Here is a 13,719-nt window from a genome sequence, read left to right as displayed (position 1 = left end):
TACGTCCTTACATGTGTATTTCACGGATGATGCTCGACAGTGCCATGACATCAGCACTATCTTGTTTCGGATCTGAATCATGTTCCAGACCGTCCGATTCCGGTGCCATGTTAAAGCCGGTACTCATAACGAGCTCACCAATTTTTGGATAGACGCCATGAACCAGTGCGGCAAACAGACCAAGGCGGTTTGCAATGCGTTTGGGCTTTTCAATAATAGCCTTGACGATCAGTTCGGATGCTTCCTCTGAGGTCAGCAGTGGAATACCGCCTTCAGCCTTGCGGTAGTGATCGGCGATCATCGGTGTTTCGACCAAAGGCATATTGATGGTGGTAAAGTTGACACCTTGTCCGCACAGCTCGGCACCGGCAGTTCGGGTGAACGAGTCGAGGGCAGATTTCGAGGCTGCATAAGCGGAGAAACGAGGCTGATTGGTCAATACGGCAATAGAGGAAATGTTGATGACATGCCCAGACTTTTGCTCGACCATTTTAGGCAACAGACCCAATATCATTCGTAGTGAGCCGAAGTAGTTAATCTGCATAGTACGTTCGTAATCGTGCAATCGTTCTGTTGAGTGCATGATAGAGCGACGGATCGAACGACCGGCATTGTTGATCAGGATATCGACCTTGCCGTGATCACGCTTGATTTCTTCCAGAACTTGTTGGCTTGGCTCATCTTTGCTCAAGTCACACTGGTAGATATACGCACGGCCACCGCGGCGCTCAACTTCATTGCGTGTTTGCTGCAGGCGTTCTAAATCACGGGCAATCAGTACTAACGTTGCATTGGTTTCTGCCAGTTTCAGTGCGGTGGTATAGCCGATACCGGAAGATGCACCAGTCAGAGCGATAACTTTGTTATTAACACAGCCTTTGAGGGTTCTATCGATATGCAGCGAAGGATCAAGGTGACGTTCCCAGTAGTCCCAAATATTATTGGCATAGTCAGGCAGGCGAGGGCAGCTAATTTCGCTGTCTGATAACGCGTTCAATGTATTGGTGCAATCAAATTGCGTTGGGTAGTTAAACATTCCCACAGCATCTTTTGGAACTTGTATTTCCTGGCTTAGCGCATCGAGGAATCGCTTAAGCACAGGCAGGTGGCTCAGTTGGCTCCAGAAGTTGTTAGGCACCATACGGAACAAGCGCATATCAAGGCGCATTGCCATCTTAGGAGCGTGACCTGCTTCGGCAAACATATTGATGACTTCGCCGGCACGATAAGGGTCGGGATCCACGAGGTGGAAGCATTGTCCCTCAACATTGTCTTTGTGAGAAATATGGTCGATACAATCAGCCACGTAGTCGACAGGGACGAGATTTAGGCGGCCGCCTTCCAACCCCAACAGTGGCATCCACTCAGGTAGCGAGCGACGTAGCCGTTGAATGATCTTGAAGAAGTAATATGGTCCGTCTACTCGGTCAGCCTCACCTGTTACAGAATCACCGATTACGATACCTGGGCGGTAAGCGCGCCATGGAATCGTCGCGGTTTCCTTAACGAGCTTTTCAGCATCGTGTTTGGTAGAAAAGTAGGGGTGATCAAGGCCTGTAGCCTCGTCCAGCATATCCTCACGGAACCAGCCACGGAACTGTCCAGCAACAGCAATTGAGCTGACGTAGTGGAAACAACCTGCGTTAATACGTTCTGCCAGTCTGAGCGTATTTTCTGTGCCATTAATATTGGCACGCATCATTGCTTCTTCTTCCGCTTCAAGATCGTAAATCGCAGCGAGATGGTAGAAGTTGGTGATCTTACCGGTTAGCGATTTGATGTCGTCGGCGGATAGTGCCAAGTTCGGCTCTGTTATTGAGCCTCGGTAACTATGGAATTTGTTTTTGGGAAGTTGATATTTTTCAATAAGAGATTGAAGTCTTTCTTCGCATGCTTCGCTAAATGACAGTACGTAGATTTCTCCAGGTCTCTTAGCCAGACGTCTTAAAAGTTGAGAACCGATAAATCCAGTTGCGCCGGTTATGAATGAATTCATGACCACTCCTTACGCTAATTATATTTTGTTTAAACACAGAGTAATTTTTACTGGTCGGATGACCAAGTCTTAGTGTGCACCTAGTGGCACAAAACTTAAAGCATAACAGGCAGAAATAGGGCATAGATCAATATTCCACGAAGGAATTTTTCATTTTAGAGTAATTGCTCACATATTGAGCCGAAATATTTTTGAAATGTTAATTTTGGAATGATTTATTGTGTGTATTGTTACTAACTTGAGTGTTGGTTTTGCTTATGATTCTCAGTAAGCAACTTGTTAATCCTATAATATTCAAACGCGTTTTTTATGAAGATATGTGTGGCTTAGCTAATATTGCTGAAGGTTATATATTGGAAAGATTGGGTAGGCGTTATGAGCGCTTTGATAGCATTGCCTAGTTCGCTAGGTTTGCTTGATTGGTATTGATGGCTTATCTTGAGGGGGAAAACAAAGGCAATGAATGCTTTTGCCATCAAATGAAGCAGCTGTAAGCATCAACGTGCGCACTTGTATCATATCTATGCTCATGTCTATGCTCATAGCGAGAGAGCCTTGGCTTTCTCGCTATACACTAGTCGTTATACGTCACTTGTTATATATCATTATGTTATCGAAAAATGAATAACTGTGTTAATTCGCACTCCATACTTGGGTGCCAGTTCGTTGAAAGTTATACCCTTGGAGCTGGTCCCCTTTAGCCTGTGTTTCAGGATCAGACAGCGCCTGCATTAATTGTTGCTGCAGCGCTCGGAAGTAGATGTTTTTGGGGATGACTAACTCGAAGGCTTCTCGGCAAAGCGGGATAAACCCTAAGCCAAACTCCCCGGCAGTACTTTGACTTGCGCACCCAACATCGGCCTGACCACGAGCTATGGACGAGGCAAGCTCACGCTCGCTATTGCAGACATCGGCTTTGGTTAACATGTCTAAGTTGTAAGCATGGCCATGAAGCCATTCTCCAAGCGCTCTCATACTTCCGGCGCCCTCCTGCCTTAGTGCCCATCGCCAGCGAGAAGCTAGTAATTCATGTGGGTTTAGCGAGCGGGCATTGACACTATCGGCGATCTCATGACTCACAACCAATCCTTGTTGGCGTTCAAAGGCATGGATCAATACCCAGTTCTTATGCCCGGGGTATTGTTGTAGCAATGCTGGATGTCGGAGATAGGCTTCATCAGCATGGCCCCAATGAATTGCACACATATCCACATGTCCCTTGCTTAGCATCGACAAGCCCTGGCGGGTACCTGTTGACGTATAACCCACAAGAGCAGTACTACCCAGCTTATTGGCCATATTGCCGACAATCATCTGAAGCAGAGGATCATCTGAACCTGCAATAAGAAGGCGATCATTAAGAACACCATTATGACAAGATTCAAGTAGCCACTTATCGAGCATTGCTTTGGGAAATAGCCACTTTCCTGTCACCTTGGTGGCTGGTAGCAATCCATCGTTGGCTAGGGCATAAACTTTCTTTTCGTTAAGGTCGAGGTATTCTGCGACTAGTTTGGCATTCATGAACTCGGGGAAGCTGGTGGTCATTTACGCATTGCCTCCGATGTGCTTTTTATTAGCAGGGCTCTGATTGTTTTCACCTTTTACATCCAAAATCAGATTCTCTTTGCCGTTGTAGACCTGAAAACGATGGCCTTTTGCACGGGCAACCATGGTGATGCCAAGTTTCTGAGCCAGTTCATAGCCCATTTGCGTGGCGCCAGAACGAGACAGAAGAACCGGGATCCCCATTTGGGCGACCTTAATCACCATTTCCGAAGTGAGACGACCGGTGGTGTAGAAAATCTTGTCTTCACCTGTTTCACCTTTCAGCCACATCTCGCCTGCCAGTGTATCAACGGCATTGTGTCTGCCCACATCTTCGACAAAAGACAGAATGTCAGTGTCTTTACAGACGGCGCAGCCATGCACGGCACCTGCCGCTTTGTAGGTTTCGTTATGATGCGTGAGTGATTCCAACAGTCCGTATAGTTTCGACTGGGGAATCTGAGGTTGGGGGAGTGTAATGCCTTCGAGTTTCTTCATTACATTGCCGAACATGGTGCCCTGACCACATCCTGATGTAACGGTTTTCTTGCCGAGCTTCTTTTCCAGCCCGTCGGTGTTCTCCTTGGTGATGACTGCCGCCGAGTTGGTCTCCCAGTCGATAATCAATGATTCAATCGCATTGATGTCCTCGATAAATCCCTGGTTTTTCAGATAGCCGAGAACTAACGCCGAAGGTCGCTCACCAAGGGTCATCAAGGTTACGACTTCAATCCAGTTTAGGTAAACCGTTAAGGGGTGCTCGCAGGCGATTTCTTTTTCCATCATGTCGCCGTACTCGTCCATAACCTGAACGGTCATAGTCTGATTGACGGATGATTTGGTTTTAATGATTTTTGGCAGTTGGGTCATCAGAAATTCCTGCTGATTCGAAAACGGTCTAATAGTGTCTATGCTCAATAGTGTTTAACGGCTGACACTCAATTTCAAATATCGTTAATAACCCCAAAGTCTAGCAAACTTCATTCCAACTATAAGAGGCAAGAGTATTGAAATGAGAGGTTTAATTGAAGTTGGTCTGATATTTGCTTTGTAAGCCATATTCAAGAGTACACGAGCAATGACTAAGGAGCGAATGTGCCAGGTTTACGTAAAGATGAATCCATATGGCCAATAGCCTTTCGTTTGGCCTTTGAAGAAAAGCAAATCGGTCGCTGGCCGACCTTGTCTTGGTCTATCGAAGATGTGTGTCTTTATGATCAGGACAAAAAAGATGAAGTTGCCCAATCTGAAGGTGGGCACATTCTTCCACTAGAACTTTACCGCGATGAGCGCACCGAATATCGCTTTAATTTGAGCTCTCAAGACCCGCACTTATTCATTGTTTGCGAAGAAGAGAATGAACAGCTTTCCCCCTTATTGGTAACGGCTGCACAAAGTGTTGCCGGTAGCTATATGGATGGTGATTACCAAGTACTGCATATTCAAATACCGCTTCAGGTACAGGCTTGGATGGAAGCGTTTATTGGTCGTCATGGCGAGTTGATCGAATTCAGACGCAAACGCTGTAAAAACAAGAACAAAGACCAAAAAGGGCGCTCCAGTGGCAACTAATTTTTTGCAACGGTGGTCAAGTCGTAAACTCGCTGTCAGGGAAGAAACGGCTGAAGTGGAGGCGGATGCTCTATCAGTACAAGGCGACACCGAACCGGTTCAACTCTCTGATATTTCAGAATATACAGTCGAGGAGGTCGGGAGTTTTTCTTTCAAGCCTTCCACTGAACATGAGGTAGAAGCAGAGTCAGAAATATCTGTTGAAGCCGATGAGGCATGCGAGCAAACAGTTCTCAAGGAAGCGGTGTCCGAAGAGACTAGGCTGACGTTGAAAGATGTTGCCAGTGTGACTTTTGAGGGTGGGGTAACGTCGTTTATGAAAAGCGGTGTTGAAAAGTCGGTAAAGAAGGCGGCATTACGTAAGTTGTTCCATTCTGATGAATTTAATTATGTCAGTGATATGGATGACCACACTGAAGATTTTTCCAATGTCCCTACCTTGGATTCCAGTGTGACCAAACAGCTTCGAAACTGGGTGAATCAGGCGTCTGAAAAGCTTGAGGAAGCCTCGGAAGAAATTGCTCAGGCAGTGATTAATGAGCAAGAAAATAGGAATGTGGTAGATGCCGAGTCATCAGAACTTTCAGCAAAAACCGAATCAACAGAGCTAGAACCTCATGAACTTGAATCTAAAGAGATAGAGGCATCTATCCCTACCTTGTCAGAAGATCTTTCTTCTTTCGAGTCTGATGTCTTATCGGAAAGAAGCTAGTTTTCCGTAATTAATAAAAAAGAAAAGCCGGATGTTGTTAAAAACAAGGCGGCGAAATTGAAGTTGGGACAAAAAGGGAATAATACCCTTAAAAACAATCGGGACATTTTGGCGCAATGCATGTAAGCCGCTGGGACAAATTGTCCCTTGATGGGTTGCCCAAACTGCCTCCGCCTGACTTTAGTTCCCTATAGGTCATTTTATTCCGTAAAAAGTTGGTTCGGTTATTGCTCTTATAAAGGGTATGAAGCGTCCTGTTTTTAAAAATTCTTTATAAAACAAGGTACTTCAATCGGCACTGACTGACGGTGACGAGTAGACAGGAATAAGAATGTTAAAAAGTACACTAGAAGCATTTTCTGACAACCTATTTTCAGACAAGAACGGACAAGCCCGACAAACTGCGATTGCAGGAACCGTCGAGCTGTCAAACCTGATCCCACCTACGGTTTCCTATGAAAGCCGCGGCAACGTGTTGTTGATTGGTGAGCAGGAAACGATAACAGCGTTAGCACCTCAATTTTCAGCATTGAATTCGGTGACGCTGTTAGTCACAGAAAAGGCGACAGAAAGAACAGGTGAAAAGGCGGGTACAGCAGCGAACGGTGACAACATGTACTTCAGCGATCAGGTAGCTGTTAAAGGCTACCTTGGTGCGTTTGAAGTGACTTGTCGATCTGACGCTAACCTAGCAAAAATTGCGATTGGTCGTGATTGCTTTGATCTTGTGGTCGATATGACCGCTGAGGGGGTAGTGACAACGGAAATTCCAGCGCCTGGCTATTATGGTGTTGGTGCTGGCAAAGCAAAATTGGCGAATGTAATTGAAGATCTTCCAGCTATGTTGGGAACCTTTGATAAGCCAAAGTATTTTCGTTTGAATCCTGATATTTGTGCCCATTCATCGCGTGGCGTGAGCGGTTGTGATCGTTGTGTAGATGCGTGCCCGGCGGGTGCACTATCCAGCAATGGTCATGCCATTGAAATTAATCCGTATCTTTGTCAGGGAGTGGGAACCTGTGCGACGGCTTGCCCTACAGAAGCCATTAGCTACGCATTACCTGATCCCGATAATACTCAGCATTTTGTTCATCGACTATTAAAGCGTTACCTGCAAGAAGGGGGTGAAAAGCCAACACTTCTTTTGTTTGGAAATCGTGATGAGCAATCTGTGGCAAACGCGCTATCCACTCTTCCTTCCACTGTTATTCCGGTGGCACTGGAAGAGTTGGCAACCGTGGGTATTGATACTTGGTTTAGTGCCTTGGCATATGGTGCTCATCAAGTGCTTCTAGCTACGAATACCGCTTATATTCCTGCCACGATTGATCGTGTTCTTACTGACGAACTTGCGATTGCTCAGAATTTTCTGACTGAACTGGGTTATGAAGCTGAACGTATTGCGTTATTTGATTTAGCTTCTGCTGAGTCATTCAAGGCTTTCGATGCGGCATTGCTTCCTATCGCGGTTTCTTCTGCTGAGCGAATCGAAGGCACGAAACGTGAAAAGCTCTTTGCTGTTCTTGAATTGCTTTATCACGCCGCTGAAGAAAAGCCTGAGCGTTCAGATGTACCTGAAAATGCACCTTACGGTTCGGTGGAATGCCAGTCCAATGATTGCACTTTATGTATGGGGTGTGTGGCGGTATGTCCGACACGTGCTCTGCATGCTATTGGCGAACGTCCGGGATTGTTGTTCATCGAAGAAGATTGCGTGCAATGCGGTATGTGTGAAAAGGCCTGTCCTGAAAAAGTGATTGCGTTAAAGCCGGGTCTTAACTGGAACAAAGCATCACGTCAGGAAGCTCGTGTTGTTTATGAAGAAGCTGCTGCGTGTTGTACCAGTTGTGGAAAACCATTTGCACCGGCATCTATGGTGAAAATGCTAACTGAAAAGTTACAAGGTCACTCGCAATTCCAGGGAGATGCCATTCGCCGGTTGGCTATGTGTGAAGACTGTCGTGTTCGTGATGTCTTTTCGAAGATCGAAGACGATCCTGAAAGCCAGTTAAGGGTGTAAGGAGCTAAGTATGGGGCAACAAATGGAACAACAAATGGTTAATCAGCCGCAACACGAAGAAATGTCACTGCGTATCGAGATCTACGCCATGCTTGCGCATTTGATGCGTCAGGCTCCGGATGAAAACGTCCTGAATTGGCTTGCAGATCTAAATGTAGATACGTCAGAGCACCGAACTACCGAAATGGCAGCTGCTTGGCCATTAGTCAAACTGGCGGCTAAAAAAGCCAACCTCATTGCTGTTGAAGAAGAATATCAAGATCTGTTCATTGGCATTGGTCGTGGTGAAATTGTGCCATTTGGCTCTTGGTATCTGACGGGATCTTTGATGGAGATGCCTTTGGCCCATCTACGTCGTGATTTGGCTCAGCTGGGTTTTCAGCGAGATGAGTCGGTCAAAGAGCCGGAAGATCATATTGCCGCATTGCTTGAAGTGATGGCTATGCTGGTGGAAGGAGGCGATGAGCACCTTCAGAGAACTTTCTTTAACCGCCATATTGCTACGTGGTTTGAGCGCTTGTGTGCCGATATGAAAGCGGCTGAAAGTGCTGTGTTCTATTGCGCGGTGGGCGAGCTGGCGTTGCAGTTTTTAACGGTAGAGAAAACGCGTTTTATTGAAGCGAATTAGAATTTTCTGACTTTGCTTTTTGTTACGACGTAATTAGAAAAAAACATAAGAATCGATTCCTGATGAACATTGTTTGGTCATCTGGAACAACGATAAAGGAGCAAGCTTTCATGAGTGAGCAAAATAAACCTATTCATAATGAAACTAATCAAAGCCGTCGCCAATTGTTGAAAAACATTGGTTTGACCGTGGCTGCTGGTGCTGTTGCGGCTGGTACAACAACTGTTGCTCAGGCAGCAGCTGATAAACCGGAAGAAAAAAACGAATCGAAAACAACAGGCTATCGCGAAACTCAGCATGTTCGTGATTACTACGAAACCTTGTAAGGCGGAGCAATAAATGAAACTGACTAAACGTTCCGACAAAGTGAGCAAGGACGAAAACCAGCTTGGTATTTCTCGTCGTTCCTTTATTCGTAATTCATCACTGGCGGCGGCTGGTGGTGTTGCTGGTGCCAGCATGTTTGCACCGGGCATGATGAAAAAAGCAGAAGCAAAAACGGTTGATCCGAAAGCGCCTGTTGAAATTAAACGTACCATTTGTTCTCACTGTTCTGTGGGTTGTGGTATTTACGCTGAAGTACAAGAAGGTGTCTGGACTGGCCAAGAACCCGCTTTTGACCATCCTTTTAACGCTGGTGGACACTGTGCTAAAGGTGCTGCGTTACGCGAACACGGTCATGGTGAGCGTCGCGCTAAATACCCAATGAAATTGGTTAACGGCAAGTGGAAGAAACTTAGCTGGGAACAGGCCTTGGAAGAAGTCAGCCAGCAAGTGCTGAAAATCCGTGAAGAGTCAGGTCCCGATTCGGTTTATTGGTTGGGTTCGGCGAAACACAACAACGAACAGGCCTATCTGTTCCGCAAGATGGTGTCGCTATGGGGCACCAACAACGTTGACCACCAGGCGCGTATCTGTCACTCAACGACGGTTGCCGGTGTTGCCAACACCTGGGGCTACGGTGCGATGACCAACTCATTGAATGACATGCATAACTGTAAGTCGATTCTGTTTATTGGTTCGAATGCAGCGGAAGCTCACCCGGTAGCAATGCAGCATATCTTGATCGCCAAAGAGCGTAACAGCTGTAAGATAGTTGTTGCTGATCCGCGCCGTACCCGTACGGCGGCAAAATCAGATCACTACGTATCACTGCGTCCGGGCTCTGACGTGTCGTTTATTTGGGGCATCCTGTTCCATATCTTCAAAAATGGCTGGGAAGACAAAGAGTTCATCCGTCAGCGCGTTTGGGGTATGGATGAGGTTCGTGCCGAAGTGGCGAAGTGGACACCTGCAGAAGTTGAACGTGTAAGTGGTGTGCCTGAAGCCGAAGTCTACAAAACTGCGAAGATGCTGTCTGAGAATCGCCCGGGCTGTGTTGTCTGGTGTATGGGGGGTACTCAGCACACCACCGGTAACAACAATACCCGTGCGTACTGCATTCTTGAACTTGCCCTTGGCAACATGGGTAAACCTGGTGGTGGTGCCAATATTTTCCGTGGTCACGATAACGTACAGGGTGCGACGGACTTTGGTGTTCTGTCAGACAACCTACCGGGTTACTACGGCCTGTCTGAAGGCGCGTGGAAGCACTGGGCTGGCGTATGGGATGTCGATTACGAATGGCTGAAAGGGCGTTTTGATCAGGCTGACTATCGCGGCAAGAAGCCAATGAACAACGCCGGTATCCCGGTATCACGCTGGATCGATGGCGTATTGGAAGACAAAGCCAATATCGAGCAGAACGATAACATCCGTGCCATGTTCTACTGGGGACATGCGGTGAACTCGCAGACCCGTGGCCCTGAAATGCGCACAGCTATGAGCAAGCTGGACATGATGGTTATCGTTGATCCGTATCCGGGCGTTGCGGCAGTAATGAATGGTCGTACTGATAATGTGTATCTATTGCCAGCTACTACCCAGTTTGAAACAACAGGCTCGGTAACGGCGACAAACCGTTCGATTCAGTGGCGCGACCAGGTTATTGAACCGCTGTTCGAATCTAAGCCTGATCACGAAATCATGTATCTGCTGGCGAAAAAGCTTGGCCTTGCCGATCAGCTGTTCAAGCACATCAAGGTTGAAAACAACCAGCCGGTGATTGAAGACATTACCCGTGAATTCAACAAGGGTATGTGGACCATCGGCTATACCGGTCAGAGTCCTGAGCGCCTGAAAGCACACCAACAGAACTGGCATACCTTCCACAAAACGTCACTTGAAGCTGAAGGCGGTGTGGCTGACGGTGAAACATACGGTCTGCCTTGGCCTTGTTGGGGGACGCCTGAGATGAAGCACCCAGGTACCCATATTCTTTACGATACGTCCAAGACGGTAGCGCAGGGCGGTGGTAACTTCCGTGCTCGCTTCGGTGTTGAGCGTAATGGTGAAAGTCTGCTTGCTGATGATAGCTTTTCACTTGGTTGTGAGTTGGAAGATGGCTATCCGGAATTTACCCACAAGATGCTGAAGCAACTGGGATGGTGGGATGAACTGACGGCAGAAGAAAAAGCGGCTGCAGAAGGCAAAAACTGGAAAACTGACGTTTCGGGCGGCATCCAGCGTGTTGCTATCAAGCATGGCTGTATTCCTTACGGTAACGCCAAAGCGCGTGCCGTTGTCTGGACCTTCCCTGATGCTGTACCGCTTCACCGTGAGCCGTTGTATACACCTCGTCGTGATCTGGTTGCGGATTACCCGACCTGGAATGATAGTGAAGCGATGTTCCGTCTACCGACCCTGTACAAGTCAATCCAGGACAAAGATGTATCAGGTGAGTATCCAATTATTCTCACGTCTGGCCGTCTGGTTGAGTACGAGGGGGGTGGTGATGAAACCCGTTCTAACCCTTGGCTGGCAGAACTGCAGCAAGAGATGTTTGTTGAGGTTAACCCGAAAGATGCCAACGATCTTGGCTTCCGTGACGGTGATATGGTTTGGGTTGAAGGTGCCGAGAAGGGCCGTATTCACGTTAAAGCGATGGTAACTCGCCGTGTGAAACCGGGCCTGGCATTCATTCCGTTCCACTTTGGTGGCAAGTTCCAGGGTGAAGACCTGCGTGGTAACTACCCTGAGGGTTCTGCACCGTTCGTTTCTGGCGAATCGGCAAATATTGCAACCACATACGGCTACGATCCTGTTACTCAGATGCAGGAAACCAAAGTAACCCTATGTAAGATCTCTAAAGCGTAAGGAGTCATTCTGATGGCACGTATGAAATTTCTTTGTGACTCTAAACGTTGTATCGAGTGCAACGGTTGTGTTACCGCCTGTAAAAACGAAAACGATGATGCGCTTGAGTGGGGCATCCAGCGCCGCCGAGTCGTTACCCTAAACGATGGTGAGCCGGGTGAAACGTCAATTTCTGTTGCTTGTATGCACTGTAGTGATGCCCCATGTATGGCGGTATGTCCGGCAGATTGTTTCGAGCAAACCGAAGACGGCATCGTACGCCATAACAAAGATCTGTGTATCGGTTGTGGTTACTGTTTGTTTGCTTGTCCGTTTGGTGCGCCTCAGTTCCCTAAACAGGGCGCGTTTGCCGAGCGTGGAAAGATGGATAAGTGTACCTTCTGCGCAGGTGGACCGGGTGTAGAGCCTGGTTCGCATGAAGAGAAGCAGAAGTACGGTTCTAACCGTATTGCAGAAGGCAAACTACCGATGTGTGCATCGCTATGTTCGACCAAGGCACTTTTGGCGGGTGATGCGGCTAAAGTGTCCGACATCTACCGTGATCGGGTTGTCGCACGTGGTGCCAAAGAAGCCGGTTGGGCGAGCACTGATGATCTTGCCTATGATGCAGGCAAGGTACGCAAGGCCTAATCATTGCGGCAAATCCAGTGTATTGATGTACTGAACGGCTTCAGCCCGAATACGGGCTGAAGCCATCGTTAGGTAAAAACTGTTTTATCAAACAGTTGGGAGTTTTAATGACTAAGCGAATTCAACGCTGGTTTACATTACTGGTTACTGCATTCACGCTGGCGTTTTCGCTGTCAGTGTTAGCCAGCAATGAAACCAGTCAAAACACTGATAATACGCGCTTGGGCGAGTCTGTGATTCAGAAAGAAATCGTAGGATTTGCTGGTGCCGACTATTGGCGCATGGTCAAGGATGGTCAGGAAGGGTATACCACATCACAGTCACCGGAGCACGGAGTGCTGATCTCCATACCGGGACAGACGTGGTTCATTCTCAAAGAGAAGTGGATGTCACCACTGGGGGCATTGGCTATTTTCGGTAGCCTGGCGTTGGTAGCATTGGCTTATGTTACTGTTGGGCCGCTAAAGCTGAGCAAGCCGAAAACAGGCCGCAAGATCAAACGCTGGAGCCGCATGGATCGTGCGTTGCACTGGAGCATGGCTTTTACGTTTCTGACTTTGGCATTCAGTGGTCTGACGCTGGTCTATGGTAAGCATTTTATCAAGCCGGTTGTGCCTAGTGAGTTGTGGGGTTGGATAATTTATGCAGCCAAGCAATACCATAACTACATTGGTCCGATTTTCGCTATCTTGTTACTGACTGTGCTAATCAAGTGGTGGCGCAAGAGCGTCTTCAATATGGTGGATGTGAAGTGGTTCATGAAAATGGGCGGCATGGTTGGCAAGCATAAAGGGACTCACCCTTCTGCGGGATTTTCCAATGGCGGCGAGAAGGCGATTTTCTGGCTGTTGATCTTCTTTGGTATCTTTATCACTGTTAGTGGGTTCATTTTGGACTTCCCTATCTTTGATCAAACCCGCCGTGATATGGAGCTGTCGAATCTTGTTCACATGTTCTCGGCGCTGATACTGATCTGTGGTTTTGTTTTCCATATCTATATTGGTTTATTTGGTATGGAAGCAGCACTGGATGGGATGATCACCGGTGAAGTCGACGAGACTTGGGCTAAAGAGCATCACGACCTGTGGTTTGACGAGGTAAAAGATTTACCTGAAAACCAACCGGGTTATGACGAAAAGCTTGAAGCGACAAAGAAAGGCAAACCGACGCAGGAAAGCCTGTAACCGTTAAGCCTTGCTTGTAAGTGATTGAAAGAGAATCAAAGCCGATGGGGAGCTCTTCATCGGCTTTTTCATATCGATGCATTTTATGTCGATACTTTTTATATGGACAATAACCTTAATGCACTATAACTTTATATTTATAATTACCGGACATTAGACTAATGTCGAATACTTTGACCTTATAACCATATGAAAACAATGGTATAAATAGCTTATACAAGCTGATAAAGGACG

10 protein-coding genes and 1 pseudogene are annotated in these 13,719 nt (G+C 47.2%); 8 read left to right on the top strand and 3 right to left on the bottom strand.

Annotation, left to right across the window (positions count from 1 at the left end):
* Positions 1–7: 7 nt before the first annotated feature.
* The 3 genes from EDI28_RS04685 to fdhD all read right to left on the bottom strand — a co-directional run bounded on the left by EDI28_RS04685 (position 8) and on the right by fdhD (position 4,414).
* Complete coding sequence (locus EDI28_RS04685) at positions 8–1,996, bottom strand: SDR family oxidoreductase (RefSeq protein WP_128782646.1); 1,989 nt, start codon at positions 1,994–1,996, stop codon at positions 8–10.
* 633 nt (positions 1,997–2,629) lie between these two features.
* Entirely contained in the window at positions 2,630–3,544 is a 915-nt protein-coding gene (locus EDI28_RS04680) for a substrate-binding domain-containing protein (RefSeq protein ID WP_128782645.1), read from the bottom strand.
* Complete coding sequence (gene fdhD / locus EDI28_RS04675) at positions 3,545–4,414, bottom strand: formate dehydrogenase accessory sulfurtransferase FdhD (protein WP_128782644.1); 870 nt, start codon at positions 4,412–4,414, stop codon at positions 3,545–3,547.
* Positions 4,415–4,639: 225 nt separating this feature from the next.
* Here fdhD and EDI28_RS04670 point away from each other — a divergent pair, with 225 nt between their 5' ends.
* The 8 genes and pseudogenes from EDI28_RS04670 to EDI28_RS04635 form a co-directional block, all read left to right on the top strand.
* Positions 4,640–5,116 carry a DUF3305 domain-containing protein gene (locus tag EDI28_RS04670; RefSeq protein ID WP_128782643.1) on the top strand — a complete coding sequence of 159 codons (477 nt, stop codon included), beginning with the start codon at positions 4,640–4,642 and terminating at the stop codon, positions 5,114–5,116.
* Positions 5,106–5,828 carry a DUF3306 domain-containing protein gene (locus tag EDI28_RS04665; RefSeq protein WP_128782642.1) on the top strand — a complete coding sequence of 241 codons (723 nt, stop codon included), beginning with the start codon at positions 5,106–5,108 and terminating at the stop codon, positions 5,826–5,828. Before EDI28_RS04670 ends, EDI28_RS04665 begins: the two co-directional genes overlap by 11 nt.
* A gap of 331 nt (positions 5,829–6,159) precedes the next feature.
* Entirely contained in the window at positions 6,160–7,848 is a 1,689-nt protein-coding gene (locus tag EDI28_RS04660; protein WP_128782641.1) for a 4Fe-4S dicluster domain-containing protein, read from the top strand.
* Positions 7,849–7,858: 10 nt separating this feature from the next.
* A complete protein-coding gene (locus EDI28_RS04655; RefSeq protein WP_428431628.1) occupies positions 7,859–8,476 on the top strand; it encodes a TorD/DmsD family molecular chaperone in 618 nt (205 codons plus the stop codon).
* A 110-nt stretch (positions 8,477–8,586) separates the two neighbouring features.
* The gene (locus tag EDI28_RS04650) at positions 8,587–8,802 is read left to right on the top strand and encodes a twin-arginine translocation signal domain-containing protein (RefSeq protein WP_128782987.1); all 216 of its coding nucleotides are present in this window, start codon (positions 8,587–8,589) and stop codon (positions 8,800–8,802) included.
* A 13-nt stretch (positions 8,803–8,815) separates the two neighbouring features.
* Entirely contained in the window at positions 8,816–11,671 is a 2,856-nt protein-coding gene (locus tag EDI28_RS04645) for a formate dehydrogenase subunit alpha (RefSeq protein ID WP_128782640.1), read from the top strand.
* Positions 11,672–11,683: 12 nt separating this feature from the next.
* Positions 11,684–12,301 carry a formate dehydrogenase FDH3 subunit beta gene (gene fdh3B, locus EDI28_RS04640; RefSeq protein ID WP_128782639.1) on the top strand — a complete coding sequence of 206 codons (618 nt, stop codon included), beginning with the start codon at positions 11,684–11,686 and terminating at the stop codon, positions 12,299–12,301.
* A 233-nt stretch (positions 12,302–12,534) separates the two neighbouring features.
* Positions 12,535–13,485, top strand: a pseudogene (locus tag EDI28_RS04635) (formate dehydrogenase subunit gamma); the annotation flags it as partial.
* Positions 13,486–13,719: the final 234 nt, after the last annotated feature.

Source organism: Photobacterium chitinilyticum, assembly GCF_004104355.1.
GTDB lineage: Bacteria > Pseudomonadota > Gammaproteobacteria > Enterobacterales > Vibrionaceae > Photobacterium > Photobacterium chitinilyticum.
The sequence above is the reverse complement of the archived record's forward strand: the minus strand, read 5'-3'. Positions and strand labels throughout refer to the sequence as shown.

Coding starts and splice junctions, on each gene's coding strand:
- EDI28_RS04685 (WP_128782646.1), bottom strand. CDS start 1,996: ATGAATTCATTCATAACCGGCGCAACTGGATTTATCGGTTCTCAACTT.
- EDI28_RS04655 (WP_428431628.1), top strand. CDS start 7,859: ATGGGGCAACAAATGGAACAACAAATGGTTAATCAGCCGCAACACGAA.
- fdhD (WP_128782644.1), bottom strand. CDS start 4,414: ATGACCCAACTGCCAAAAATCATTAAAACCAAATCATCCGTCAATCAG.
- EDI28_RS04645 (WP_128782640.1), top strand. CDS start 8,816: ATGAAACTGACTAAACGTTCCGACAAAGTGAGCAAGGACGAAAACCAG.
- EDI28_RS04660 (WP_128782641.1), top strand. CDS start 6,160: ATGTTAAAAAGTACACTAGAAGCATTTTCTGACAACCTATTTTCAGAC.
- EDI28_RS04680 (WP_128782645.1), bottom strand. CDS start 3,544: ATGACCACCAGCTTCCCCGAGTTCATGAATGCCAAACTAGTCGCAGAA.
- EDI28_RS04650 (WP_128782987.1), top strand. CDS start 8,587: ATGAGTGAGCAAAATAAACCTATTCATAATGAAACTAATCAAAGCCGT.
- fdh3B (WP_128782639.1), top strand. CDS start 11,684: ATGGCACGTATGAAATTTCTTTGTGACTCTAAACGTTGTATCGAGTGC.